The organism is Mucilaginibacter sp. (assembly GCF_039925265.1).
Taxonomy (GTDB): domain Bacteria; phylum Bacteroidota; class Bacteroidia; order Sphingobacteriales; family Sphingobacteriaceae; genus Mucilaginibacter.
The window spans coordinates 140452-165785 of the sequence record NZ_JBDSZG010000014.1 but is presented as its reverse complement, the minus strand read 5'-3'; the positions used below and the strand labels follow the sequence as shown (position 1 = coordinate 165785).

At 43.8% G+C, this 25334-nt stretch carries 21 protein-coding genes; 10 read left to right on the top strand and 11 right to left on the bottom strand.

Translation table 11 applies throughout. The features are described from left to right. Nucleotides 1–97 precede the first annotated feature (97 nt). The 9 genes from ABIX36_RS07025 to ABIX36_RS06985 form a co-directional block, all read right to left on the bottom strand. Nucleotides 98–1036 (bottom strand): phosphatase PAP2 family protein, encoded by a 939-nt coding sequence (locus ABIX36_RS07025; RefSeq protein WP_348081451.1) that lies wholly within the window; start codon nucleotides 1034–1036, stop codon nucleotides 98–100. After that, on the bottom strand, nucleotides 1029–1655 hold the full coding sequence (locus ABIX36_RS07020) for a sterol desaturase family protein (protein ID WP_348081450.1): 627 nt from the start codon (nucleotides 1653–1655) through the stop codon (nucleotides 1029–1031). Before ABIX36_RS07020 ends, ABIX36_RS07025 begins: the two co-directional genes overlap by 8 nt. Before the next feature lie 5 nt (nucleotides 1656–1660). Next, nucleotides 1661–2296, bottom strand: a complete 636-nt coding sequence (locus ABIX36_RS07015) for a DUF4833 domain-containing protein (protein ID WP_348081449.1) — start codon at nucleotides 2294–2296, stop codon at nucleotides 1661–1663. Then, on the bottom strand, nucleotides 2259–2975 hold the full coding sequence (locus tag ABIX36_RS07010) for a CDP-alcohol phosphatidyltransferase family protein (protein WP_128534730.1): 717 nt from the start codon (nucleotides 2973–2975) through the stop codon (nucleotides 2259–2261). The genes ABIX36_RS07015 and ABIX36_RS07010 overlap by 38 nt, the downstream gene beginning before the upstream one ends. Before the next feature lie 34 nt (nucleotides 2976–3009). Then, nucleotides 3010–5559 carry a DUF5686 family protein gene (locus ABIX36_RS07005; RefSeq protein ID WP_348081448.1) on the bottom strand — a complete coding sequence of 850 codons (2550 nt, stop codon included), beginning with the start codon at nucleotides 5557–5559 and terminating at the stop codon, nucleotides 3010–3012. Between the two features lie 378 nt (nucleotides 5560–5937). Continuing rightward, on the bottom strand, nucleotides 5938–7260 hold the full coding sequence (locus tag ABIX36_RS07000; protein WP_348081447.1) for an inositol-3-phosphate synthase: 1323 nt from the start codon (nucleotides 7258–7260) through the stop codon (nucleotides 5938–5940). Between the two features lie 101 nt (nucleotides 7261–7361). After that, nucleotides 7362–8345 (bottom strand): NAD(P)-dependent oxidoreductase, encoded by a 984-nt coding sequence (locus tag ABIX36_RS06995; protein WP_348081446.1) that lies wholly within the window; start codon nucleotides 8343–8345, stop codon nucleotides 7362–7364. Further along, nucleotides 8342–9460: a hypothetical protein gene (locus tag ABIX36_RS06990; RefSeq protein WP_348081445.1), complete on the bottom strand. Its 1119-nt coding sequence runs from the start codon at nucleotides 9458–9460 to the stop codon at nucleotides 8342–8344. The genes ABIX36_RS06995 and ABIX36_RS06990 overlap by 4 nt, the downstream gene beginning before the upstream one ends. 100 nt (nucleotides 9461–9560) lie before the next feature. Beyond that, nucleotides 9561–10763 carry a pyridoxal phosphate-dependent aminotransferase family protein gene (locus ABIX36_RS06985; RefSeq protein ID WP_348081444.1) on the bottom strand — a complete coding sequence of 401 codons (1203 nt, stop codon included), beginning with the start codon at nucleotides 10761–10763 and terminating at the stop codon, nucleotides 9561–9563. 339 nt (nucleotides 10764–11102) lie between these two features. Here ABIX36_RS06985 and ABIX36_RS06980 point away from each other — a divergent pair, with 339 nt between their 5' ends. The 4 genes from ABIX36_RS06980 (at nucleotide 11103) to ABIX36_RS06965 (ending at nucleotide 17832) form a co-directional block, all read left to right on the top strand. Then, nucleotides 11103–12449 carry a TolC family protein gene (locus tag ABIX36_RS06980; protein ID WP_348081443.1) on the top strand — a complete coding sequence of 449 codons (1347 nt, stop codon included), beginning with the start codon at nucleotides 11103–11105 and terminating at the stop codon, nucleotides 12447–12449. Between the two features lie 8 nt (nucleotides 12450–12457). Further along, nucleotides 12458–13648 (top strand): efflux RND transporter periplasmic adaptor subunit, encoded by a 1191-nt coding sequence (locus ABIX36_RS06975; RefSeq protein WP_348081442.1) that lies wholly within the window; start codon nucleotides 12458–12460, stop codon nucleotides 13646–13648. A 56-nt stretch (nucleotides 13649–13704) separates the two neighbouring features. Further along, nucleotides 13705–16884 (top strand): multidrug efflux RND transporter permease subunit, encoded by a 3180-nt coding sequence (locus ABIX36_RS06970; protein ID WP_348081441.1) that lies wholly within the window; start codon nucleotides 13705–13707, stop codon nucleotides 16882–16884. Between the two features lie 384 nt (nucleotides 16885–17268). Beyond that, nucleotides 17269–17832 (top strand): hypothetical protein, encoded by a 564-nt coding sequence (locus ABIX36_RS06965; protein WP_348081440.1) that lies wholly within the window; start codon nucleotides 17269–17271, stop codon nucleotides 17830–17832. Nucleotides 17833–18034: 202 nt separating this feature from the next. Here ABIX36_RS06965 and ABIX36_RS06960 read toward each other — a convergent pair whose 3' ends face one another. Further along, a complete protein-coding gene (locus tag ABIX36_RS06960; RefSeq protein ID WP_348081439.1) occupies nucleotides 18035–19228 on the bottom strand; it encodes a pyridoxal phosphate-dependent aminotransferase in 1194 nt (397 codons plus the stop codon). A gap of 196 nt (nucleotides 19229–19424) precedes the next feature. Here ABIX36_RS06960 and ABIX36_RS06955 point away from each other — a divergent pair, with 196 nt between their 5' ends. The 6 genes from ABIX36_RS06955 (at nucleotide 19425) to ABIX36_RS06930 (ending at nucleotide 24477) form a co-directional block, all read left to right on the top strand. After that, on the top strand, nucleotides 19425–19940 hold the full coding sequence (locus ABIX36_RS06955; protein ID WP_348081438.1) for a hypothetical protein: 516 nt from the start codon (nucleotides 19425–19427) through the stop codon (nucleotides 19938–19940). A 126-nt stretch (nucleotides 19941–20066) separates the two neighbouring features. Further along, nucleotides 20067–20714 (top strand): hypothetical protein, encoded by a 648-nt coding sequence (locus tag ABIX36_RS06950; RefSeq protein WP_348081437.1) that lies wholly within the window; start codon nucleotides 20067–20069, stop codon nucleotides 20712–20714. Nucleotides 20715–21189: 475 nt separating this feature from the next. Continuing rightward, the gene (locus ABIX36_RS06945; RefSeq protein ID WP_348081436.1) at nucleotides 21190–22167 is read left to right on the top strand and encodes a cation diffusion facilitator family transporter; all 978 of its coding nucleotides are present in this window, start codon (nucleotides 21190–21192) and stop codon (nucleotides 22165–22167) included. Beyond that, a complete protein-coding gene (locus ABIX36_RS06940) occupies nucleotides 22157–22606 on the top strand; it encodes an NUDIX domain-containing protein (protein WP_348081435.1) in 450 nt (149 codons plus the stop codon). Before ABIX36_RS06945 ends, ABIX36_RS06940 begins: the two co-directional genes overlap by 11 nt. Beyond that, entirely contained in the window at nucleotides 22603–23868 is a 1266-nt protein-coding gene (gene bioA / locus ABIX36_RS06935; RefSeq protein ID WP_348081434.1) for an adenosylmethionine--8-amino-7-oxononanoate transaminase, read from the top strand. The genes ABIX36_RS06940 and bioA overlap by 4 nt, the downstream gene beginning before the upstream one ends. A gap of 3 nt (nucleotides 23869–23871) precedes the next feature. Further along, nucleotides 23872–24477 carry a hypothetical protein gene (locus tag ABIX36_RS06930; protein WP_348081433.1) on the top strand — a complete coding sequence of 202 codons (606 nt, stop codon included), beginning with the start codon at nucleotides 23872–23874 and terminating at the stop codon, nucleotides 24475–24477. A gap of 175 nt (nucleotides 24478–24652) precedes the next feature. Here the strand turns inward: ABIX36_RS06930 and ABIX36_RS06925 are convergent, their stop codons facing one another. Then, nucleotides 24653–25303: a hypothetical protein gene (locus ABIX36_RS06925; protein ID WP_128534745.1), complete on the bottom strand. Its 651-nt coding sequence runs from the start codon at nucleotides 25301–25303 to the stop codon at nucleotides 24653–24655. Nucleotides 25304–25334 lie beyond the last annotated feature (31 nt).

Below are 25334 nucleotides of genomic sequence, written 5' to 3'. Positions count from 1 at the left end.
ACAGCAAAAATGGACAAAAAATATTTAGCGACAGCGCAAGGCGAACTACTAATATTAAATATTAGTAGTTAATACTGTACAAAACGAGTAGTTTGATTTATTGGATGACCTTTTCGTAGCGGCGAAGTGACCTTTTTAGCAGATTTGAAGAAGCCAATACGGTATTAAATAATAAAATACCGAGCGTAGCGCATAGTATGCCTGCTAATACGTCTAATACGTAATGGTGGCTGGCGTAAACCGCTGTGAACCATATGCCTACCGTAACAGTTATGAAAAATATGTTTATTAAACCAAGCTTGTTTTTAATGCCGTAATACACCACAATAACTGGGTACGACGAATGCAGCGATGGCATGGCTGCGAACACGTTGGATCCTTTAGAGTAGATGTCTTTAAATATGGTGACGTTAAAGTACTTATCAAACCTGGCGAGCCCGGCAGTGTTGCCCGGAGTTAGCGGGTGAAAGTTGAAACCGTGGGCCTGTATGTACCATGGCGGGGCAGCAGGGTAGGTGTAGTAAACAGCAAAACCCAATAGGTTCACCACAACAAAGGTTAAGGAGAAGTATAAAAATTGCTCGCGGTTTTTAAAGAAAAGATAAGCTGCAAAACCGAGGGGTACGGGAATCCAGCACAGGTAAAAAAGCCCTGCAAAAATATCCATGGGTATATTACTTTTTAGCAGAAAGTACTCATTAGGGGTTAAAATGGTGTTGTTGTAATGAATGCCAAAAAGGCTCTTTTCGGTATTATAAAGCCCACTAAGCGCAACCTCCTTGTAATGGTAATTGGGGAAGGCCTTCATGTAATCGAAAATTATCCAGTAAACTACAAATATTGTAAAGCCGAGGATAAACTTACGGGTAGGTACCGATGCGTAGAAAAGCACATTAAATATACCAACTAAAACCAGCTGATCAGATTTAAAGCCAAGTAGTAAGTACGAAATAAACAAGTATAATAGCGACAGCCCAGATACAATACTTATACTTTTTGGATTGATCTTGATGCCGTCATTAACAGCATTAGCCATTCTGCTTCTTAATAAAATCTGAATTAAAAATTTTGTCCCATAGGGGAGAGCTTACACCATAACCTTTGGTTGGGTCCTGGTAGTGATGCAGCATGTGGTGTTGTTTGATGCTTTTCCAAAAGGCACCCTTAAAGTTAAAATGATGTATAGCGTAATGCGATATATCATACGCCAGGTATCCTAAAATAAACCCTGGGAAAAATCCGAAGATATAGTTTGCAGGTAATAATGCGTTAAACAAAAAGTAAAAACCGGTTGCCAATGGGATACTTGCCGATGGCGGCATTACCAAACGTTTTGCATCACTGGGGTAATCGTGATGTACGCCATGGAAGATAAAGTGCAAGCGTAGTGCCCATGCTTGTTTCGGCACAAAATGAAACACAAAGCGGTGCATAATGTATTCGGTAAGCGTCCAAACGAAAAGGCCGAACAAAAACAACCAGATATAGTTAACCGCGCCAATTGCCTTATCGTAAGCAAAATAACTGCAAACAAAAATAACGGGTACAAAAATTATAATAGGCACAAAAAAATGCACCTTTGATAAACTCTCTAAAAAGCTACTCTTAAACATCCTCACAGATTCCTGCGAGTTGGAAACAAAATTTTTTGCCATAAAACTCAGGGTTTAAACCGTTCTGTAATCTCTTTTCCTGTTGCCGGGTCTGTTCCTTTCATCTCCACATACACAATGTTTGGCAACCAAAAAGAACCTCCCTCTATTTTAATAAATATACTACGCAGCGCCATTAATTTTTGCGATACAGTTGCGAAGATATGATATTTTCCGTCAGCGGCCTTCATCAAGGTAAGTGGAATTTTTTTGTATGACACAAACCTGATATCATATTTGTCGTTCCCCAGCGATTTTTGACTTAAACCATAAGCAAATTTGCGTTGAATATAGTTTAGTTCTTCTTTTTGCCCTTTTTCGTTGTACCGGATCCAATATACGTGCATCGGCTCATCGGTATCTGGCTTGCCGGTATCCTTATCCATGTTTAATTCGTACATCAGCGTAGCGGTATTGGTGGTACGCTGTAAGTAAAACATGGTATTGGCATAGGCAGGCGGTACCGGGAATACTAAAACATCAACCGGCCTTCTCCGGGCAGAGTCTTCAATACTCAAATACAAGTCGCGGCTTAACGTTGCTTTTACCGGTAGTGCAAAAATAATGCATGCCAATAAAATCAACGTAAACCTGAGCGCGGAAGTATTATTCATGATCAGTTTCTGACAGCGCCTTCTTGGCATCTACCAGTCGTTTAAATGCTGTTAAGTTTGTTAATACCGCAAGTATGGCAATAGGGAAAGTAAAGATAGACATGGTTTCGAAAACGTGGAAACGGATGCCCGGGATCCACAACTTATAATCGCCGCCAATGTAGTTTGATGCTACGCCACAGGCAATAGCAAAAACCGCGATAGTGATCACACGCTCGGGCCTTTGCATTAAGCCGCCTTTACACTCTACACCAAGGCCTTCTGCACGGGCACGTACGTAGCTCACCATCATAGAGCCAATAAGCGCTATAAAAGCAAATATCGAGCTTAAAAAGTAGTGATGGGCCACGAGATAATAGCAAATACCGAGGAACATGATGAGTTCGCTATAACGATCGAGCACTGAATCATACAAAGCGCCGAATACCGATTTCATGTTGCCTAAACGGGCAACCTGGCCATCAAGCATATCAAACAGGCCTGCAAATAAAATTAAGCCGCCTGCCCAGCCAATGTAAGTTAGATCTGCACGGTCACCATCTTCGCCACCGATGATAAATATAGCGGCTACGCCTACGTTTAAAACAAAGCCAATTGAAGTAACGGCATTTGGGGTTAAGCCAAGCTTTATCAGCAGCTTAACAAACGGATCAATAATTTTGTATATACCAAGTTGTAAACTTGTGCGTATTGATGTTTGCTGTTCCATTATAAAATAAAAATAAATAAAATCCTACAAATAATTAAAAATCGAACTTAATTTTAACCCTCACGCCAAAAGGCGCAATGTCCGGATGGTCTAAGTACGAAAGGCGCTTTACCAGGTCAACCCTTACGAACTTGAAAATGTTTTCTACACCAACACTTGCTTCCATATAAGGTTTGTTGCCAAGTGCATAAGTAATAGGTACCCCGTTATTATCTACCGGGAACTGGTATACCGACGAGCTAAGCGTCGGATTATTATTAGCACCCAAGCCACCATACAGAGCCTTAAATGATGCGGTCTCGCGCCATTTCAATTTTTTTAGCAAAGGCACTTTGTTGAAAAAGAATCCGCCGAAGTGCTGGTCGATACTCACGCTGGCGTATTTATCACTTACAAACTCTAAAAAGTTCATTAGGTTGTACGAATCTATCACGTAGGCATAGCTTTGGTTTGCGCGGTGGATATCCAGCAACGGATAAGGCACCTGCCCAAAAATGCGCCCGCCTTCTATAGCCACATCAGAGAAACCTAATGGCGCTATGTAAAAACGCTTATCGGCACGTGCACGGAGTTTTTCATAGCTGTATTGCCCGCCAAGTACATTTTTTAAACCGGCTGTAAAATCTAACGACAGGATAGGGTACTTGTTGATAATTGGGATCCGGAATAATTTACCCTGGTAAAACTGCTCGTTAGGTGCGTACCTGATGCCTGCCGAAAGTTCGGTAGTGGCTAAGTTATTAAAGATGTTGCTTGGCCCGTTCACAAAAGGATATAAGGAACCGGCAGGTGTTTGCACCCATTTTCGACCGCCAAAATTAAACGAAAGGTGATTCTCCAACTCGTGCACGTAATCTATCTTATACTGGTCGGTATAGAGGTATTTATCGCTGGTGCCGCGTTTAAACGATAACAGGATATTATCTTCCGATATAAATTGCAGCTCCTGGCCCGGTATTTTGGTGTCGCGCTGGAAACTCGCCCGGATAAAATTCTGCGGGAACTTATAAACGCTTTTGGCATTTAACGAGTAGGTACCAGCGAAGAAGTATTTCCACTTTTCATCCTTAAAACCATAGGCGCCGTAGGTTTCAAAAAACCAGCGCTTGCTAAAATCTACCGTGGTACGTCCACCCACCCGCAGCCTTAAACCTTCAACCGGGTTAAAGCTGTAGAACGTGCTGGCAGGGCCAACCTCAAATTTACCAAAGCCTTTAAAGCCGGCAAGTAACAGCGTAACCAGGTCTGCCGTACGCCTGAACGAGGCCATGTGCGTAAGGCTGTCGATATTTTTATAAACCTTAGATTCGGCTGTAGTGAGCGTGTCCAGGCGGTTTTCGGCCCAGAATTGTTCGCTTCGGTGCTTTACGGCGTCGTCCTCTAAAACAATATCGGGCGCGTATAAAATATCAGGCTGCGATTTATTTACGATGTAATTTTTATAGGTAATGGTGCGGATACCAAAAAGCCCGCCCTTACGCTTTGCTGATACGCCAAAATCTGCATAAGTGTTGCTGCGGCTCAGGTGGTAACGGCCATCGGGGTTCGTTTCAAAGTCCTGGTCAACATGCATCATCCGCACAAAATTTACGTTGATGTTTTTGTTGATGGTAAGCCCTGCTTGCTGCACCGCGTAGTTACCATCAAGCGTAATATATATATCGCCCTCAAAAAGCACATCGTTGGTGTTGCGCGGCGTAAAGCTTAGCCTAACCAGTTTGGTGTTGTTTTCGGTGGTGATGGTATCCGTAATAAAAAACTTGTAGTAGGTGGGGGCAGAATCTGCAATAGGGCTTAAAAACTGGCGGCCCAGCAGGTAAATGCTGTTGGTGTAAATATCCACCTTCTCGTAAAGATGTTTAAAGTACTGGCCAACGCCCTCGTTATCAACTGCGGCACCAAAGTTAACGCCTTTTTCGCCAAGTAAAACCTCTTTGGTTTTCTCGGGGTTTTTGCGGTAATATACCTGCGATAGTTTTTCTACCAGGTATATTGGCAAGAGCGATTTACCGGCATAGCTGGTGCTATCCCTGTTCTCGAAAATGAACTTGTACTTGCGGAAAAACTTCTTCTCGGATATTTTATCAGATAAATTGCTGAGCGAGAACTGCATCTTATCGTACTCTTTGTACTCTACATAATTGTAGGCTTCGGGGCGGTTCTTCTCTTTATTAGCAATAACCTTGCGGATGAGTTCTACCGCCGGGTTTTCCTTATTAGTGTATTTCGCGCGTTTCTGCGCCTGTATAGTAACCTCGTTAAGTTGTTTGGCGGATGGAAACAGCCTGATGTTGAGTACCTGGTCCTTGCCGGGGGTAACTGCTACTACGGCATCTTTGTAACCAATGTAGGTGATCTTTAACTGCGTATAGGGTTTTGATGAACGGAGGAGGTATTGCCCGTTGTCGTTGGTGTTTGTGCCTATGGTGCTGCCCGTGAAGCTCACGGTTACAAAAGATAGCGGCTTTTTATTGCTGGCATCGGTAACAACACCCGTGACTACCGTATTTTGGGCAGCCAACGTTGTGCTTACAAATAGAAATGCAATAAAAATGAAACGCTTAAAAGTGTCTTTACAATTCATTTATAAACTATACGGTTGCTCAAAATACAATGGCCAAAGGTAAAAAAAATTCCCTACAGACTATTGTGGTCAAAAAGTCAAATATCAATAATAAAAATGCTGAACCCCCAGGCCATTGCAAACATTCCCCTTGCGCAACGCAGGCGAATTTGGCAGCAGGCCAATTTATACCAATCTACAATATCGAATAAATAGGTGGCTATGGCTTAATAATGTTACTATATACGTAGAAAATACTACTAATAGTGTTGCAATGCTAACAAATAATCGGGGGGTGGTGACTACCTGCTGCCTGCCAGTACTAAGCTGCAATAAAAATAAAACAAAAAAACAGGTTAAGCAAATTTGCCTAACCTGTTTTTAAAGAGTATGATGATGTTATGCGTTAGCAAACATATCGTCGTAATAATCAAGGCCAAGGTGAGTGATCAGGTCTTCGCCCATTAAGTAGCGCAGGGTGTTCTCCAGCTTAATTAATTGTTTAAAGATATCGTTCTCAGCATGTAAGCCCGGCGCGGTTTGCGGCGATTTTAAGTAGAATGATAACCACTCCTGTATACCGCTCATGTTGGCGCGTTTTGCCATATCGCTAAATAAAGCAAGGTCTAAAGCGATAGGTGCTGCCAGGATAGAGTCGCGGCAAAGGAAGTTGATCTTGATCTGCATTTTGTAGCCTAACCAGCCAAAAATGTCGATGTTATCCCAGCTTTCTTTGTTATCGCCATGCGGAGGGTAGTAGTTGATGCGGATCTTGTGGAAGATCTCACCGTAAAGCTCAGGGTTATCTTCAGGGCGCAGGATATCTTCCAATACACCTAATTTAGATACTTCCTTAGTTTTAAAGTTATCAGGATCGTCCAGTACCAAACCATCGCGGTTACCCAAAATGTTGGTAGAGAACCAGCCGTGTACACCTAAGCTACGTGCTGCAAGGCCTGGCGCCAATACAGTTTTCATTAAGGTTTGGCCTGTTTTAAAATCTTTACCGGCGATAGGGGTCTGGGTTAATTTAGCCAGCTCTATCATCGCAGGGATATCTACGGTTAAGTTAGGGGCACCGTTAGAGAATGGTACGCCAAGTTTTAAAGCCGCGTAAGCGTATATCATACTTGGCGCAATACGTTTATCATCATCTATCAAAGCCTGCTCAAAAGCAGCCAGTGTTTCGTGTATCTCAGATCCTTCAAAGTAAACTTCGGTAGAACCGCACCATACTAAAACCACGCGGTCGCAACCGTTTTCTTTCTGGAAGTTTTTAATGTCTTCCATCACCTGCTGCGCAAGTTCGTAACGGGTACCGGTTTTTACATAGGTACCGTCGAGGTTTTTAGCGTAGTTTTTATCGAAAGCGGCTTTCATTGGCTTAATAGCTTCTAAACCTTCTCTAACCTGGTTTAGCAACGATTCTTCCAACACCTTAGCGTTCATAGCCGATTCGTAAACGTTATCTTCATATAAGTCCCAACCGCCAAAAACGATATCCTCAAGTTTAGCCAAAGGCACAAAATCTTTAATTTTTGGATGGCGGTTCTCAGTTCTTTTTCCTAAACGGATGCTTCCCATTTGTGTTAATGAGCCTACTGGCTGGGAAATGCCTTTTTTTACGGCTTCAACGCCGGCAATAAGAGTTGTAGCTACCGCACCTAACCCTGGAATTAAAATTCCAAGCTTGCCGGCAGCCGGTTTAATGTTAATTTTCATTTGAATTGTTTGTTTTAAAATCGGTAATGAATGATCATAAGCTTTGTGTTAAGCGAGAACTCATGACGCTTCATATTTGTTTACTAAATATAAATAGAGGCTTACAGCCATTTATTTTCTTTGTACCAGGCAAGGCTTTCGGTTAAGCCTGCATGTAGGTTATAACGGGGATAAAATCCCAGTTCGGCCCTGGCCTTCTCTATACTGCAATTCCAGTTTAGTGCCGTCAGTTCGTTTATCTTGTCAACGCTCAGCTTGGCCGCCTTGCCGCGCAAAGAACTTATTTTTCCACTCACTGCCGCAACTATTTTTACAAAGTTTACAGGAAGATGAAACTTATAAGCACGAATTTTTAAAATTTCGGTAATGATATCAGCCATTTCGTAACGGCTGTAAAAATTACCATCGGTTATATTATAGATGCTTTTGGCAGGCGCGAATAAAGCCTTTATACTTGCCGTTGCCAAGTCCTTAGCGTATACAAAACTAAGTTTCTGCTCAGTATTACCAATATAAGGTTCGATGGCCTTTTTTACTATTTGTTTTATAAAAACAAATATTCGCTTCTCGCGCGGGCCGTAAACCGCGGTAGGGCGTAAAATAGTATAATTTAAAGCAGGCAACGAAGCGATTTGCTGCTCGGCAGCGAGCTTGCTTTTTCCGTAAACACTAATGGGAGCATCGGGCGTTTCCTCGGTTATAATGCCGTTTGGTGTTTTTAACGGACCCACAGCCGCAATGCTGCTGATAAATACAAACTTTTTTACGCCACCAATTTCGGCAGCCTGAGCCAGGTTTTGGGTAAACTTAACGTTTACAACGCTAAACTCTTTTTGCGAACGTGCTGTGGTTACACCGGCAGCATGTATAATATAATCATACCGCTTTTCCTGTATCTCCTGCGTTAACGATGCTATATCGTTAAATTTAAGATATGTATATTGAATGTTAAGGTTTTTCAAGTGACCGATGTCGCTGTTTTTTCTAACCGCAGCGTAAACGTCTAAATTGTTGTTAAGCGCTTCCGAAATAATATGATATCCCACAAATCCGCTCGCACCGGTTATCAAAACCCGCTCCTTCATATTGCTTTTTCGTATATTCTATATGTTTTGTACTGGTCGCCGCCAATGGCTTCGATAGCACGGTTCACCATATCATTTTTTTCCAGCGTCCATGATGCTTCGGCATATTTTAAGCCTTTGCGCCTGTACTCTTTAATAATACTGCCGTAAAGGCAAGCTTCGATTCCCATTTTGCGGTAGCCATCAATTACGCCTAAAAGCATAATGCGGATACCATCCACTTTGCCTTTATTAAGCAATAGCTTAAATATTCCGGTAGGCAATAAACGACCTTTTTTTATGGTCTTCAATATCTGGTTAATATCGGGTATAGCAACGCCAAACCCTACTATTTTACCGTCCTGCTCGGCAACCAGCGCGAAATCCGGATCGAGGATCATTTTCAGATCTTTGGCGGTATAATCAAACTCATCATTGGTCATCGGGAAGAAGCCCAGGTTTTTATCCCACGCCTTATTGTATACCTCGCGCAAAGCATCGGCTTCTGCTTTAAAGTTCTTCAAGTTTATTTTGCGGATGGTGATGCCGCTGTTGCGTGTTAAACGCTCCTGCAGCCTATCCAGCATCTGCAACGATTTGTCGTTGTAGTTTTGCCCGTCCCAATGCCATGCCAGCAGGTCGGTTTGCTTTGCTAAACCGTAATTCTCCAGCAGGGTAATGTAATACTCGGGGTTGTAGGTCATCATTACCACTGGTGAGCTGTTAAAACCTTTTACAAGTAGGCCGCAGGTTTCGTTGGTTGATGGGTTTACCGGGCCGGTGAGCGTTTCGGCACCTTTTTCTTTCAGCCATTTCACCGCGGTATCCAGCAGCAGGTTTGCGGTCCCCTGGTCGTTTATACATTCAAAAAATCCAAAAAAACCATCGTTGGTGTTATTGAATTTATTGTGGTTGTTGTTTTGTATGGCAGCTATACGCCCCACTATCTTATCGCCATCGTACGCTAAAAAAGTTTGCAGCGACGAATGCTTGTGAAAAGGGTGGGTAGTTAAAATGTCTCTTTGTGCTATAAATAACTCCGGTACGTACAATGGATCGTTTTTATACAACTCGTGCGGGAAATCAATAAAAGATGCGAGTTCTTTTTTTGAAGTTACCGAAACTATTTCCTTCATTTTTAGAGGGCTTAAAAATAAATGCCGATTCAAATGCTGTGGGCAAATGGATCGGCGTTAAGTTATTATAATGGTGATTATGTTTTCTTGTTTAGGGTAGTTATGCCAGTTTTTTTAATGGCACGCCTACTTCTTTAAATGCAGCTGTCAGTTTTTCTACTGCTTCATCAATTTGCTCAAATGTATGGGTGGCCATTAATGAGAAACGCAGGAGGGAAGAATCTGAAGGCACTGCGGGCGATACAACCGGGTTTACAAATATACCGGCGTTTTGCAGGTAATTGGTCACCATAAAGGTTTTATCGTTATCGCGTATATATATAGGTAGTATTGGGCTTTCTGTTGCGCCAAGGTCAAAACCTTCGTCTGTTAATAATTTAACAGCGTAATTGGTATTGTCCCAAAGTTTTTGAATACGTTCCGGTTCCGATTCGATGATGTCCAATGCAGCAATAACAGCCGCTACCGAACCTGGTGTCATGCTCGCGCTGAACATTAATGAACGTGCGCGGTGTTTAATATAATCGATAGTTTCGTAGTCGCTGGCAATAAAACCGCCAAGGGAAGCCAGGGATTTACTAAAGGTGCTCATAATAAGGTCCACCTCGTTGGTTAAACCAAAGTGAGAGGCCGTACCTGAACCATTTACGCCGATAACGCCTAAACTATGGGCATCATCAACCATAATGTTTACACCGTATTTGTCAGCAAGCTGTACAATTTCGGGCAATTTAACAATATCGCCTTCCATGCTGAAGATACCGTCAACCACAATAACCTTTACCGCTTCTTCGGGCAATATCCTCAGCTTGCGCTCAAGGTCTGCCATATCGTTGTGGGCATATTTTATTACTTTGGAGAATGATAAACGGGTACCATCAATGATGGAAGCATGGTCATATTCGTCTAAGATCAAATAGTCGTTACGACCGGTGATGCAGGATAGCACACCTAAATTAACCTGGAAACCCGTGCTGAATAAAACAGCAGCTTCCTTACCTACGTAAGCGGCTAAACGGTTCTCCAATTCGATATGGATATCAAGCGTGCCGTTCAAAAACCTTGAACCAGCGCAACCCGAACCGTACTTGTCAATAGCCTTTTTGGAGGCTTCTTTAATTTTAGGATGATTGGTAAGACCCAGGTACGAGTTAGAACCAAACATCAAAACACGCTTATTATTTATTATAACCTCTGTATCCTGGCCACTCTCAATGGGCCGGAAAAACGGATACAGTCCCTGTGCCCGGATCATATTGGCATCCTGGAACTGGGCAATCTTATCGTGTAACTTTTTAACCATGTATTAACACTTCTTAAATTTTTTGTAAAAATACCATGAATATGTTTATCTGTTGCATTAGAAATGTAAATTTTTTCACACTATCTTAATACAACACAGTTTACAATCATAAGGCAAATTAATTAAATTTTTATTTAAACAAAGGTAAAATTTTAACATTTGTAATAAAAAATCTAAAAATAGTGCCAGGAGTGTAAGAATTATCCTAATAACGTAAAATTTCTGTTGCTCATTTTTAATTCGTCCATTAAAATATCATCTTCGCATACCCCTACTTGAATTTTTAAAAACTAAGGCTCCTTTTCCTTAGTTTCGTTTTTAATATCGCACACAATCCTTATGAAAAAACTCCGCGGTTTATATATCACTAATATAGTACTTTTTTTCCCGGTTCTGCTATTTGCCCAAACATCTTCTGATACGGCTGCCGCAAGTTACACTTTAAAGCAAAGTGTTGATTTCGCTTTAAAGAATCAGCCACTATTAAAACAGGCTTATATTGATGAGCAAATAAACGAACGCGATATTAATATAGGCCTTTCTGCATGGTTGCCACAGGTGAACAGCAGCAGTAGCATACAACATTATTTTCAGCGCCCAACCGGTGCGGCTACAGGTGCAGGTGGCGGCGGTACAGGTGCACAAAATTTAGCCATCGCACATAATGTATCAACCCTTGGTGTTACAGCCAGCCAGGCCTTATATAATAATGATGTGGTACTGGCCTCAAAAGCGTCCAAATATTCGAGGCAATATTATAAGCAGAATACCGAAAGCAACAAGATAGACCTGGCATCAGATGTAAGCAAAGCATTTTATGATGTCCTGTTATCGCAACGCCAGCTGGATATTATAAACGAAGATATTGTAAGGCTGCGCCGCAGCTTAAAGGATGCCAATGCGCGTTACCAGGCGGGCGTGGTTGATAAAACCGATTACAAGCAGGCCACCATATCGCTCAACAATGCTTTGGCATCGCATAAACAAACGCAAGAGGCTATTAAAAGTAAAACCGCGTACCTTAAACAGGTAATGGGTTATAACCCCGATAGAAGAATAATTCTTGCCTATGATTCTGCCGCCCTGCAAACCGAGGCTGCTATAGATACCAACGAGATCATTAACTATAATAACAGGATTGAGTTTCGCCTACTGGAGACCACTAAAAATTTGCAGAACCTAAATGTATCCTATTATAAATGGGGCTTTTTGCCATCCTTGTCTGCAACGGCAGGGTACAGCCTCGCTTATTTTAACGATACCTTTAGTAAGCTTTATAATACCGGGTACCCTACATCTTATGTAGGGCTTGGGTTAACCTTCCCTATATTTACCGGCACAAAACGTTTGCAGAACCTGGCCAAGGCCCGCCTGCAGGTGCAACGGACAGACCTTAATATAGAGAACACCCGCAACGCCATTAATACCGAGTATACCCAGGCGCTGGCCAGCTACAAAAGCAATTACACCAACTGGCAATATTTAAGCGAGAACGTAACGCTTGCCAAGGATGTATATAAGGTGGTTGATCTGCAGTACCGCGAGGGTATCAAAACTTACCTGGATGTTATTGTATCGCAGGCCGATCTGCGTACCGCCGAACTCAATTATTATAACGCGTTATTCCAACTACTATCAAGCAAAATAGACCTGCAACGTGCTTTGGGCACCTTAAGGGCCGAATAAATAAGAATATGAAGAACATATATATCCCCTTTATCGCTGTAGCAGGTAGCTTGCTTCTTGCTGCGTGTCATGGTACCGGTAACAAAGGCGCAGGTGCGGCTGCACCGCCGGCAACGCCCGTAAACGTAATAGAAGCGCAGCAATCCGCAGCTTTATATTATGATAAATACCAGGGCATTGTAGTATCGTTAAACTCGGTAGAACTGCGCAGCCAGGTGGGCGGCTTTATAACCGGCATATTTTTTAAAGAAGGCGAAGTGGTTACCAAAGGGGCTCCTTTATATGAGATAGACCGCCGCAAATATGTAGCGGCTTACGAGCAGGCAAAAGCCAACGTGCTAAGCGCCAAAGCAAATTTAGGTAAAGCGCAAAAAGACATCGACCGGTACAATATGTTGCTTAAGAACGACGCAGTAGCCCGCCAAACAGTAGACCAGGCCACCGCCGCGTTCGAAACCGCGCAGAGCCAGGTTGCTGTAGCGCAGGCAGGGTTATCATCCGCCGCTACAGATCTTTCTTTTGCTACTATACGTGCGCCGTTCACAGGGCGTATTGGTATCTCACAGGTTAAACTGGGTGCACAGGTTTCGCCGGGTACTACGCTGTTAAACACCATATCTACCGGCAACCCGATAGGGGTAGACGTGGTGATAAACGAACAGGATATAGAACGTTTTTACAAACTGCAACAGCACAGTGCCGATACTACCTTTAAGCTGCAATTATCCAACGGGACTACCTACGACAAAAACGGTAAGGTGTTCGCGATAGACCGCGGCGTTAATAACCAAACCGGGAGTATTAAGGTAAGGATCCAGTTTGATAACCAAAAGGATATATTAAAGGATGGTATGAGCTGCGTGCTGCAGGTACTTAACGATAACTCTGGCGAGCGCGTGCAGATCCCGTATAAAGCCGTTACCGAGCAAATGGGCGAATTCTTTGTATTTACTACAAGGGATACTACCATAAAAGACACTGCCGAAGATAAAACGGTGAAAGATAGGCGCGACACTATTGCACGCCAGCAGAAGGTGAAATTAGGCCCACGTATCCAGAGCAATGTGGTAGTGATGGAAGGCCTGAAAGTTGGCGATCAGGTGATCACCGAAGGTTTCCAGCGTTTAAGAGACGGTGGTAAGGTAACCCTTGGACCGCCAGCCGCGGCGCCAGGTGCGGCTCCCAAAAAAGCTAACTAATACTTAAAGCAAATAAGGGAGTGTATCCCGATTTTTTAAGCTAAAAGAAATACAGAATGATCGCAGATGTTTTTATAAAACGCCCGGTAACCGCCATTGTAATATCATTGGTGATCGTAATAGTGGGCATCCTCTCGATGATGAGCCTGCCAATAGGGCAGTACCCCGAAATTACCCCGCCAACCGTACAGGTAACAGGTAACTATACCGGTGCCGATGCCCTAACCGTTGAGCAAACCGTTGCTACGCCCGTTGAAGTACAGGTGAACGGTACCCCCGGCATGACCTACCTGCAAAGTAACAGCACAGGTAACGGTGCCATGAGCATGACCGTTAACTTTGAAGTAGGTACCGATATTAATAATGCCGCGCTTGATGTGCAGAACCGTGTGGGCATCGCGCAGCCAACCCTCCCGCAAGAGGTGCAGCGCCTTGGTTTAATAGTACGTAAACGTAACCCAAGTATATTAATGCTGGTGGCCATGTTTTCGCCAAATGGCAGCCACGATGTAACTTTTACCGACAACTACACTAACGTATTTATAAAGGATGCCTTACTGCGTACCAAGGGTGTGGGCGATGTGTTTACACGTGCAGATGATTTTAGTATGCGTATCTGGCTAAAGCCCGATAAACTGGCCGCGCTGAATATGACCGCTGCCGATGTTACAGCCGCCCTGCAGGAGCAAAACGCGCAGGTGGCAGCTGGTACGGTAGGTGCCACGCCGCAAATGAAGGGACAAACGTTTGAGTACACCGTATTGGTGAAAGGCCGTTTAACCAACATAGCCGAGTTTGAAAATATTGTGGTGAAAACGCAGCCGGGCACAGGTTCGGTAGTGCATTTAAAAGATATTGCAAGGGTGGAGCTGGGCAAGTTTAACTATGCCGGTAACTCTTTTGTTGATGGTAAGCGCGCATCGTACCTTTTAATATATCAGGCACCGGGCAGTAATGCCATCGAAACAGCCGACAACGTAGTTGCTACGATGACCGAGTTGAAAAAATCCTTCCCTAAGGATATCGACTTCGTGGTCCCGTTCGAATCGGTTACGGTGGTAAAGGTTTCACTAAAAGAAGTGATAGAAACCCTTGTTATTGCATTGGTATTGGTAATCATCGTAGTGTTCCTGTTCCTGCAAAACTGGCGTACCACGCTTATCCCGGTACTGGCTATCCCGGTATCCATTGTGGGTACGTTTATCTTCTTTATCCCCTTAGGCTTTACCATTAATACGCTAACGCTGTTTGGTTTTGTACTGGCCATAGGTATTGTGGTGGATGATGCCATTGTAGTGGTGGAAGCCGTGCAGCATTATATGGACGAAAAGGGCATGACCCCGCAGGAAGCTACCAAGCACGCCATGAAAGATATCTCGGCGCCGGTTATCGCTATCGCGCTCATATTGGCGGCAGTGTTTGTACCGGTAGGATTTATCCCGGGGATAGTAGGGCGACTTTACCAGCAGTTTGCCATCACCATCGCTATATCAGTACTGATATCGGCATTTGTGGCACTATCATTAACCCCCGCACTTTGTACCATATTATTGCGTCCGCATAAGATCGATAATAAATCTAAAGGCTTAAATAAATTCTTCTTTGTATTTAACCAATGGTTCGACAGGGTTACCGGGCGTTACCGCAATTCGGTTGACAGAGGCATCAAGCATTCTAAATTTGTTGTAGTTATACTCATCTGTATCGTAGTAGGTACCATCTTCCTCTTCAAAAACAAACCATCCGGCTTTATCCCGCTGGAGGATGAAGGGCGTGTGTATGTAACATATGATCTTCCCGAAGGCGCATCAACTGAACGTACCGTTGCGGTATTGCACGAGATGATGCATGTGTTGGACAGCGTGCCCGCTATTAACCACTACGCGGCATTAGGCGGTTTAAACGCGGTTAACTTTGCCACAAAATCAAACAGCGCTACCATATTTGTGCAGTTAAAGCCATGGGAAAAGCGTGAGGAAAAGAAAGATCAGTTGGCGGGCGTTATTGCTACTATCACCCAAAAACTGGCCAGGTTTAAAGAAGCTAACGTGGTGGTGATCTCTCCACCGGCCATTCCCGGGTTGGGTAATACGGGTGGTTTCTCGTTCATCCTGCAAGAGAAGCAAGCGGGCGGCGATATTAAAAACTTCGAAAAGGTATTGAACACATTTGTTGGCGCGGTTAACAAGCGCCCGGAGATAGCCCGCGCGTTCTCGTTCTTTGGCGCGCATACCCCGGCTTATCAGCTTACTATCGATAGAGAGAAAGCCAAAAAATTAGGCGTGCAGGTATCTGACGTAAACAATGCGTTACAAACCTACATGGGGAGCGCTTACGTAAACGATTTTACCATCTACGGGCGTAACTTTAGGGTAGTAACCCAGGCCGATACAAACTACCGTACCAATATCCAAAACATAGGGCAGTACTTTGTGCGTAACTCATCTGGCAGCATGGTTCCATTGAGTACGCTTACATCCTATAAATTAATAGAGAACGCGCCATTAATATCGCATTACAACCTCTTCCGTTCGGCTGAGATAAACGGGGCTACCAAACCCGGCTACAGCAGCGGTGACGCTATTAAAGCCCTGCAGGAGGTAGCCGCACAAACGCTGCCGCAAGGTTATGGCTACGAATTTTCGGGCCTGAGCCGTGAGGAATTGCTATCGGGTTCTAAAACCATTTACATATTTGCTTTATCCATAGGTTTTGTGTTCTTGTTTTTGGCAGCCTTGTATGAAAGCTGGTCGGTACCATTCTCGGTACTGTTGGCTGTGCCGCTTGGTGCCTTTGGGGCTATCTTATTCTTGTTGTTCGATAAGAATTTAACAAACAACGTATACGCGCAAATAGGATTGATAACGCTGATAGGTTTGGCGGCTAAGAACGCCATCCTCATAGTAGAGTTTGCCAAGGAGCGCGTGGATAGGGGCATGGAGCTTGAAAAAGCTACTTTGGAGGCGGTTAGGCTGCGTTTACGACCGATCATCATGACTTCGCTGGCCTTTATATTAGGTGTGTTGCCTTTGCTGTTTGCATCGGGCGCGGGTGCCGAAGCGCGTAAAACCATTGGCTTCACCGTATTCGGCGGGATGCTTACGGCAACATCGCTGGCTATATTTATAGTTCCCGTGCTGTTCTACATTATTACCAAGTTTGCTTACGGTAAAAAGAAACTGGCCGAATTGGAGAAGAATTACAAGCCGGATTCGGAATTAGACCCCGAGGTTTAATAAATTTAATTTGAGGCCCCTTGCAAAAGAGGCCTTTTTTGTTTTTAAAACACCCAAAAGCCACTTGTGGCATGAAAAACAGATGAAATTCAGCCCACTGAAATCATGGTGTATACATAACACTATACAGTTTGTATGCTATCAACCACATAAATTGTTAACAATCGCTTTACATTGGTCTATGGCACCCGGATATGTTTTTTATATCCGTATTAGCGTAAAATTGGCTGATTATCAATCGCTCTACCCTTAAAATTTAATGGTAAATATTGTTATTCTAAGATTAGAATGCTGTGTGCCGATGCAAAAACTGGCACAGTGGCAAAGTATTTGTTAAGGGGGATGTATCACAATTTAACAATTGTTTTATTAACAAACACAACAATGAAAAAAATGACAACTTTAGTAGCAGCAGCGTTCACAGCAGCAGCTATATTTTTAGGAACAAATGCTAACGCACAATCTACCCCTAAAAGCGCTTTACGCTTTGGTATAGGTGTTGAAGGTTTATTGCCAACAGGAAATCTGAAAGAGATCTCTAAAGCAGGTATAGGTATAACTCCACGTTTACAATATGGTGTTGCCGATAATTTAGCGTTAACCCTTACCTCTGGTTACTATAACTACTTTGGAAAATCTACTCCTATTGCAGGTTTAGATTACAAATCTTACGGAATGATCCCGGTTAAATTAGGTATCAAAGCTTTTGTATCGCAAAACATCTATTTAGGTGCAGAAGTTGGTGCAGGTTTCGAAACTTCCAATTTTGGTGAAGTGAAAGGTACTTCTGCAGGTGATGTGTCTAAAAACACCAAACTGATCGCTTCGCCGGGTATTGGCTGGGCTAATCAGAAATGGGATGTAGGCGCACGTTACGAGAATTTCTCGGGCCAGGGTAATAATTTTGGTACAGTAGGTTTGCGTATAGCTTACGGTTTCGGTTTGTAATTACTGCAACTAAATCAACAACAAAAAACCCCTTTGCCCATTGGCAAAGGGGTTTTTTGTTTTCGCTACCGCGTAATTGCGAGGCAGGAAGCAATCTCTGAACTTTACATCACCGCCAGGTATGGCCACTTTGCAATTGCCTACCTTTATATCGGGAGATTGCTTCGTGCCTCGCAATGACGGTAGAGAAGATCTCAGATATTTATACCAATTTCGCCAGCGCTTCTTTTATCCTTCTTACAGCTTCTATCAGTTTATCCTCGGCAGCGGCGTAAGAGATGCGAATAGATTTTTTATCGCCGAATGAATCACCACCTACGGTAGCTACGTGGGCCTCTTCCAGCAGGAAAATACTTAGCTCGTCAGAATCGTTGATCACCTTACCGTTGAAGCTTTTACCGAAGAACGAGGTTACGTTAGGGAAAAAGTAGAATGCGCCTTCGGGCAGGTTAACTGTGATGCCCGGAATATCCTTTAATAAATTATAAACAATATCTCTGCGTTTTTGGAACTGCTCGCGCATTTGGTGAACACTTTCCAGACCGCCAGTATAAGCAGCAACGCCCGCTTTTTGTGTGATAGAGCAAGTGCCGGAGGTAATTTGCCCCTGTAGTTTATCGCATGCCGCTGCAATTTCGCTGTTAGATGCGGTGTAACCAATCCTCCAGCCGGTCATAGCGAAGGCCTTGCTCCAGCCGTTTATAATGATCACACGATCTTTAATATAATCAAACTGGGCGATAGATTCGTGCCCGCCAATAAAGTTGATGTGTTCGTAGATTTCATCGCTCAGGATGTAGATCTCAGGATATTTAGCGAAAACCTTTGCCAGGCCTTCCAGTTCGGCTTTGCTGTACACGCTCCCGGTAGGGTTACAGGGCGACGAGAACATGAATAATTTTGTTTTGGGCGTAATGGCTGCTTCCAGTTGCTCAGGAGTGATCTTAAAGTTTTGCTCAACAGTAGTATCGATAAAAACGCTGACACCTTCGGCAAGCTTCACAATTTCCGAGTAAGACACCCAGTAAGGGGTAGGAATAATTACTTCTTCACCGGGATTTACCAAACAAAGTACCGCATTGGCTAAGGCCTGCTTGGCACCGGTAGAAACCACAATTTGAGTGGCAGTATAATCAAGGTTGTTTTCGTTTTTCAGTTTGCCTACTACCGCTGCACGCAGGTCAGGGTAACCGGCAACAGGGGTATAGTATGTAAAATTCTTATCCATGGCTGTTTTAGCAGCTTCCTTAATATGCTCGGGCGTATGAAAATCAGGCTCGCCAAAGCTCAGGCTGATCACATCCACACCTTTAGCCGCCAGTTCGCGGCCCATTTTTGCCATTTTAATGGTCTGAGATTCCGACAGGTTGTTTATCCTGTTACTTAATGCGCTCATATTATTTGTGTTATTGCGCGGCAAATATAGAAAAAACCTTTACGGATGGGTGACAAGCCTGTTAGATTTGACAAATTTTGAAATTGGCAGCCTTTTAGGCGAGAACCTTAATTATCTTATACTTCACAAGCGCAGGTAGCCTTAATTTGTGAAATTAATGCCTTACTTTTGAGTAAAACCTATCACAATAAATTAGATGAAAAAAACCTACTACCTGCTGTTATTTGTACTGTTGTTATCCACAACGCTTAAATCCCAAACCAGGTGGGTAACTATAAAACTCGACGAAAGGCTATCGGTGAAATTTCCTTCCGAACCTCAAAAAACCGCCAAGAATGGCATCGACATTTATACCCTTAGAGCTGCCGACAGCGTTGGCTACAGTGCTAACGTGATAGATTATAAAGTTGTAGCCCATTTAGATTCGGCCGCTTTAGCGCCAATGAAGGATAAGCAGGAATTTGCCGATCAACTGAGAGCGGGTCTGGCATCCGTTAAAACTAATTACACCTTTGGCGATATAGAAATAGGCCAGTGGAAGACCTACACCACTTATAGCCTGTCCGCATCCGAAAAAACGAATAAAAACACCTTGCTGATACACATGGTGCTGATCGGCAGTAAGATGTACTCCCTCTCGTGCCGGGTACCTGCTAATATGGTTACCAAAGCCAGCGAAGTGTTTTTTGGCTCGGTAGAGGTGGTGAAGTAAAATGGCATGTTGATAATGCTCTTTTCTGCCCTTGTTGGTGTTATCATCAACAACCGCAGTGCAATGAAACGTTGTTTTGGGATTAACATCCGCGCACATTTCTGTCGCCCCAAACTAATATAGAATATGGGATTTTTAAAGGATAGACTTTTTTGTGTTTTGAACACTTATTTGGGTGTTGCATTGCTCTTGATGAGTTCATGTGATAATACTGATTTCGTTAAATTTGAAGGCCCGGATATTTCTTACCAAATTTATGCCGGACAAAATGAAATTGTCAGGATTGTACGAAGGGAAGAGAATGGCCCGTATTCTCTGCAGTTATTTAATCAAAACGGCAGATTGATGCGAGATGTGACAATGGCGACTCCCTTCCCATTTAGATTTATCAGATGTAACAATGACTCGCTTACTATCAGTTATTCTGTTGGACAAAGTGATTTGGAATTATTCTTGCCTTGGCTGAAGTCGAACAAATTCAACCCAACTGAATTTGGCAGATACAAGATAGCCTACTCATATACCATCATAGGTGGAAAGATTGAGCGTGTAAATAAGAATATTGATTATTTATCAGTCGACAGAAGAAAAGGTAAAGCTAAACTATTTCTGCAAAACAAATTAGTCGACGAGGTTGCTATTGAAACTTTGGGTATTTACGGGAGTAGGTTAAAGTATCTTAGCCTTCATGCAGATACTGCAATAACCTATAATTTAATCGATTCAATGGTGGTTCGAAAGTACTTACATGATATTGTTTCATCATATAAGTAAAATAACCGCCTGAACAATGCAGTTATCCTACCTTATTGGTGCCCCAATAATTTAACCGAATTTAAAGCTATAATTTCAAATAAATGACCCTTTTCTGTCGACGCAGGGTCTCTCGAAGAGCGATAATAGATTTGACAACTTTCTAAAAGTTGTCAAATCTTCCTCCCTTGTTGGTATTGTCACCACCAACCGCGCAACCTTGTCCTCACAAAAGTCGCTTAATAACTCCCGACCCTAAAAAGTAACCCAATATTATCCCAATAGTTTTCCACAAGCGGGTGTACCATTTCTGTACCACCGGGTGTACAGGGGGTGTCCCACTCCGTACCATTATAAAATGGTACGCCCTTAAAACAGGACAGCGAGGAAATGGGGCGAATAATATAAAGAACCATCCGCTCACTCAATCGTTACAATTCTCAAAATGATGAGGCGAAATTTTGTTTAAGTTTGCCCTCTCAAAAAAAGCCGCGTTTTGAAGGAACAAAAACAGATCATTCTACTATCGCTTGTTACCGGTGCTGTACTGATGGTAATGAAGTTTGCCGCGTATTTTTTAACCAACTCCAATTTTGTACTTACTGATGCTGCCGAAAGCATTGTGAACGTGGTGGCCAGCAGCTTCGCGTTCTACAGCATTTACCTGGCATCGCTGCCGCGCGATGAGAACCATCCCTACGGCCATGGTAAGGTGGAATTTTTTTCGGTATTTATTGAGGGTGCCCTGATAGGCATTGCCGGCGTTATCATCATCCTGAAATCGGTCTACAGCATTTTTAACCCGGAGATAATCCACGATCTGCTGAGGGGTGCCATCATCATCGGGATCACAGGTGCTATTAACGGCGGGTTAGGATATTATATGATAAGCCAGGGGAAATCGCTAAGATCTATCACCATTGAGGCTGATGGCAGGCATTTATTAACCGATACAGTTACCAGCGCCGGGTTAGTGGTTGGCTTGCTGCTTATTCATTTCACCAATATATTGTGGCTGGATAGTGTGTTATCCATCTTGGTGGGCATCTATATATTATATACGGCCTACAAACTCATCCGCAGCTCGGTCGCCGGGTTAATGGACGAAACAGATTTTATTATCGTTAGCGACGTAGTTAAACTGCTTGGCGAAAGGCGGCGGTACGAGTGGATAGACATCCACAATCTGCGCGCGCAAAAATACGGAAACGAACTGCATATAGATTGCCATTTAACGCTACCCAACTATTTCGACCTGAACAAGGTACATGAGGAAGTAAAGCTGGTAGAAGTACTCATCAACCGCGAAGCCGGTATCCAAACTGAACTGTTTATTCATACCGACCCATGCCTGCCATTTTGCTGCCACTACTGCAGTATGCCCAACTGCCCCATAAGGCATGAGGCTAAAACGGAAGAAATAGAATGGACCATGGAGAAAGTTATGCGTAATAAAAAGCATTATGAACAGTAAGCAATTTTTTAATGTACGCGTTTACGGGCTGCTGATAAACGATAACAACGAAGTTTTAATAAGCGACGAGCAGGAATACGGGATGCGTTTTACCAAATTCCCCGGTGGCGGGCTGGAGTACGGAGAAGGATTAACCGATGGCCTGAAACGCGAGTTTGTAGAAGAATGCAATACCGAAGTGGAGATTGTCAGTCACTTTTACACTACCGATTTCTTCGTAAAATCGGCCTTTAACGATTCGCAGATCATCAGCGTATATTATGTGGTGAGAAATACCTCGCCTTTAAATTTCACAACAAAAACCGCCGTATTTGATTTTGATGGACGAGGGGATATTCTGCAGTCTTTCCGCTGGGTAAGACTGTCGGATCTAACCACGGATACCTGCACCTTCCCGATAGACCAATACGTTACGGATCTTTTAATAAAAACAATATGAGCTTGGTTGAACGGGACCTCGCCGTTATCTGGCATCCCTATACGCAAATGAAAACCGCGCAGCCGCCTATCCCTATAGTTAGAGGAGAGGGCGCTTGCTTATATGCCGAAGACGGTATCAAATACATTGATGCCGTATCATCCTGGTGGGTGAATATCCACGGGCATTCGCATCCTTACATCGCCAAGAAAGTATCGGAACAGCTGCATAAGTTGGAGCACGCCATCTTCGCGGGTTTTACGCACGAGGGCGCGGTGCAATTAGCCGAACGCTTACTGGCCATCCTTCCATCTAACCAAAAAAAGGCGTTTTATACCGATGATGGATCCACCGCGGTAGAGGCGGCCATAAAAATGTGCCTGCAATACTGGCATAACAAAGGTGAGCAACGCACCAAAATACTGGCTTTCAAAAACGCGTACCATGGCGATACTTTCGGCGCTATGTCGGTAAGCGGTAGGAGTGCTTTTACAGCCGCTTTTGATAGCTTATTGTTCGAAGTAGAGTTTATCGATCTGCCGAACGCGGAGAACATAGAAAGTATCAAGTATTTAGTATCAAATATCAAGACAGAGATCTCTTGCTTTATTTTTGAGCCGTTGGTGCAGGGGTCGGCGGGGATGGTGATGTATGATGCAGAATACTTAAATGAGTTGATGGCGCATTGCCAAAGCGAAGGTGTGCTCCTGATTGCCGACGAGGTATTCACCGGCTTCGGGCGCACGGGCAAGAACTTTGCCTGCGACCATGTACAGGTGCAGCCCGATATCATGTGTTTTTCTAAAGGCCTTACCGGCGGCACCATGGCACTGGGTTTAACAACCTGCACGGAGGCTATTTATGATGCTTTCCTGTCGGACGACCGGATGAAAACTCTGTTCCACGGACATTCTTACACCGCTAACCCGGTGGCCTGTGCTGCGGCATTGGCCAGTCTGGATCTGTTCTTAGAGCCATCCACCCAACAAAATATTGATAGGATAGCCGCCAGACACGCAGCCTTTGCCGAAACCATAAAAGGCCATAGCAGCATTAAAACCACCCGCCAAACAGGCACTATTTTGGCCCTTGTATGGGAAACCGGCAGCGATACTTCTTACTTCAACGGTTTGCGCGATAAACTTTACCATTACTTTTTGGGCAAGGGCATTATTCTGCGTCCCCTTGGCAACGTTATTTACATTTTACCTCCATATTGCATTAGCAATACCGAGCTCGATTATATTTACCAAAGCATCGGCCAGGCGCTCGATGAGATCTAACTTATGCATCTGAACACTATTCTACCTAAAATTATAGCCAAGAACCGCTTACACGCCCGCTGGCTGAATACCTTATCGCTGATGGAAAACACCGGCGCGCGCAAAATTTCTGCCAGTGAAGACCCCACAACGGTTACCTATATCATTCTGAAACACGCTGCTGAAGAACACCGGCATGCTTTCTACCTTAAAAAACAGATAGAAAAAACAGGGGTGGAACTGCCAACCTATGCCGCCGAATACCTGCTGGCCCCAGCGTTTAGCAAATACTACCTAAACCAACTGGATATTGATGTATGCCGCTACCTTAAATATGGTATGAACCTTAGTGGCCGCGAACTGCGTTTTGCAGCCTACCTGCTGGTTACCTATGCTATAGAAGTACGTGCCGATGAATTATACCCCATTTACCAAAACGCGCTGGACGACGTGAACAGCAAAGTGAACGTAAAGTCGATCATCCTGGAAGAAGAAGGGCACCTCGAAGAAATGATAAACCAACTACAACAATTCTCGCCCGACTGGCAGGTACACGCCCAAAAAGCCGTAGAAATGGAAACCTCATTATTTGCCAAATGGGTAGATAATTTGGCGGTGGAAATAGGGTAGATGCTGCCTCACCGATGTGCAAATGTGCGGATTTCAGATGTGCAGATTAAACTTCCCAACCTCGTCTTTGCGAGGTACGAAGCAATCTTCCGATAGGACAAGTAGGCGGAACTACTAATAAAGAACCCCCGGTAACGCGTCGCATTACCGGGGTTCTTTATTTCATAACAACGGATTACATACCGCCGCCGCTCATGGCTTTCAGGTCGTCCATAGTGATCCTTTCGAAATCGCCGGGGATGCCGAATGTGCCCGCAGGAGCTTTGCCTTCGGTTATGCTTTTAATAGTAACCTCGGTAGACTGGCCATCCTGAAAACTGGTGTACTGGATAGGTACACCACCCGCGCCCTGGTAATATTTCGCGATAGCGGTTGTTGGTAAAGAGATATCGTTGGTTACCCAGATATCGTAAGTTTTGCTTGTTTTGGTATCAGTAGCAACTACTTTTTTGCAGTTAAAACCATTGATCACCTTAGTTTCGGTACCCGGTGCGAAGGTTAACACAGGCATTTTCGCGCGTGCTTCTTCAATTTCGGCAGGCGATAAAACAGCTGCTTTTTTGATAGACGCGATAGAAACATCAACCAAAATTGCCATAAACGTGGCTTTAGCATCAGATATTACCTTAATGTTTGCCGGGCCGGCGGTGAAAGAAAGCGCTGCAGAATCTGGTCTGAAATAGCTTTTTGCCTCGGTAGCCTGGCCCATCATGCTGGTACTGATGGTTGCAATACCCTCGGTATAGGCTTTTTTCTGAGCGTTCGCGTTAATGGCTGTTGCGGTAAGGGCAAGGCCCATGGCAACGGTAAATAGTTTAATCTTCATAGTGTTAGTTTAATGAATACAATTTAGTGTG

Bases quoted from the DNA above. Each gene is read 5' to 3' on its own strand.
- ABIX36_RS07025 (WP_348081451.1), bottom strand. From the start codon at position 1,036: ATGGCTAATGCTGTTAATGACGGCATCAAGATCAATCCAAAAAGTATA.
- ABIX36_RS07020 (WP_348081450.1), bottom strand. From the start codon at position 1,655: ATGGCAAAAAATTTTGTTTCCAACTCGCAGGAATCTGTGAGGATGTTT.
- ABIX36_RS07015 (WP_348081449.1), bottom strand. From the start codon at position 2,296: ATGCCAAGAAGGCGCTGTCAGAAACTGATCATGAATAATACTTCCGCG.
- ABIX36_RS07010 (WP_128534730.1), bottom strand. From the start codon at position 2,975: ATGGAACAGCAAACATCAATACGCACAAGTTTACAACTTGGTATATAC.
- ABIX36_RS07005 (WP_348081448.1), bottom strand. From the start codon at position 5,559: ATGAATTGTAAAGACACTTTTAAGCGTTTCATTTTTATTGCATTTCTA.
- ABIX36_RS07000 (WP_348081447.1), bottom strand. From the start codon at position 7,260: ATGAAAATTAACATTAAACCGGCTGCCGGCAAGCTTGGAATTTTAATT.
- ABIX36_RS06995 (WP_348081446.1), bottom strand. From the start codon at position 8,345: ATGAAGGAGCGGGTTTTGATAACCGGTGCGAGCGGATTTGTGGGATAT.
- ABIX36_RS06990 (WP_348081445.1), bottom strand. From the start codon at position 9,460: ATGAAGGAAATAGTTTCGGTAACTTCAAAAAAAGAACTCGCATCTTTT.
- ABIX36_RS06985 (WP_348081444.1), bottom strand. From the start codon at position 10,763: ATGGTTAAAAAGTTACACGATAAGATTGCCCAGTTCCAGGATGCCAAT.
- ABIX36_RS06980 (WP_348081443.1), top strand. From the start codon at position 11,103: ATGAAAAAACTCCGCGGTTTATATATCACTAATATAGTACTTTTTTTC.
- ABIX36_RS06975 (WP_348081442.1), top strand. From the start codon at position 12,458: ATGAAGAACATATATATCCCCTTTATCGCTGTAGCAGGTAGCTTGCTT.
- ABIX36_RS06970 (WP_348081441.1), top strand. From the start codon at position 13,705: ATGATCGCAGATGTTTTTATAAAACGCCCGGTAACCGCCATTGTAATA.
- ABIX36_RS06965 (WP_348081440.1), top strand. From the start codon at position 17,269: ATGAAAAAAATGACAACTTTAGTAGCAGCAGCGTTCACAGCAGCAGCT.
- ABIX36_RS06960 (WP_348081439.1), bottom strand. From the start codon at position 19,228: ATGAGCGCATTAAGTAACAGGATAAACAACCTGTCGGAATCTCAGACC.
- ABIX36_RS06955 (WP_348081438.1), top strand. From the start codon at position 19,425: ATGAAAAAAACCTACTACCTGCTGTTATTTGTACTGTTGTTATCCACA.
- ABIX36_RS06950 (WP_348081437.1), top strand. From the start codon at position 20,067: ATGGGATTTTTAAAGGATAGACTTTTTTGTGTTTTGAACACTTATTTG.
- ABIX36_RS06940 (WP_348081435.1), top strand. From the start codon at position 22,157: ATGAACAGTAAGCAATTTTTTAATGTACGCGTTTACGGGCTGCTGATA.
- bioA (WP_348081434.1), top strand. From the start codon at position 22,603: ATGAGCTTGGTTGAACGGGACCTCGCCGTTATCTGGCATCCCTATACG.
- ABIX36_RS06930 (WP_348081433.1), top strand. From the start codon at position 23,872: ATGCATCTGAACACTATTCTACCTAAAATTATAGCCAAGAACCGCTTA.
- ABIX36_RS06925 (WP_128534745.1), bottom strand. From the start codon at position 25,303: ATGAAGATTAAACTATTTACCGTTGCCATGGGCCTTGCCCTTACCGCA.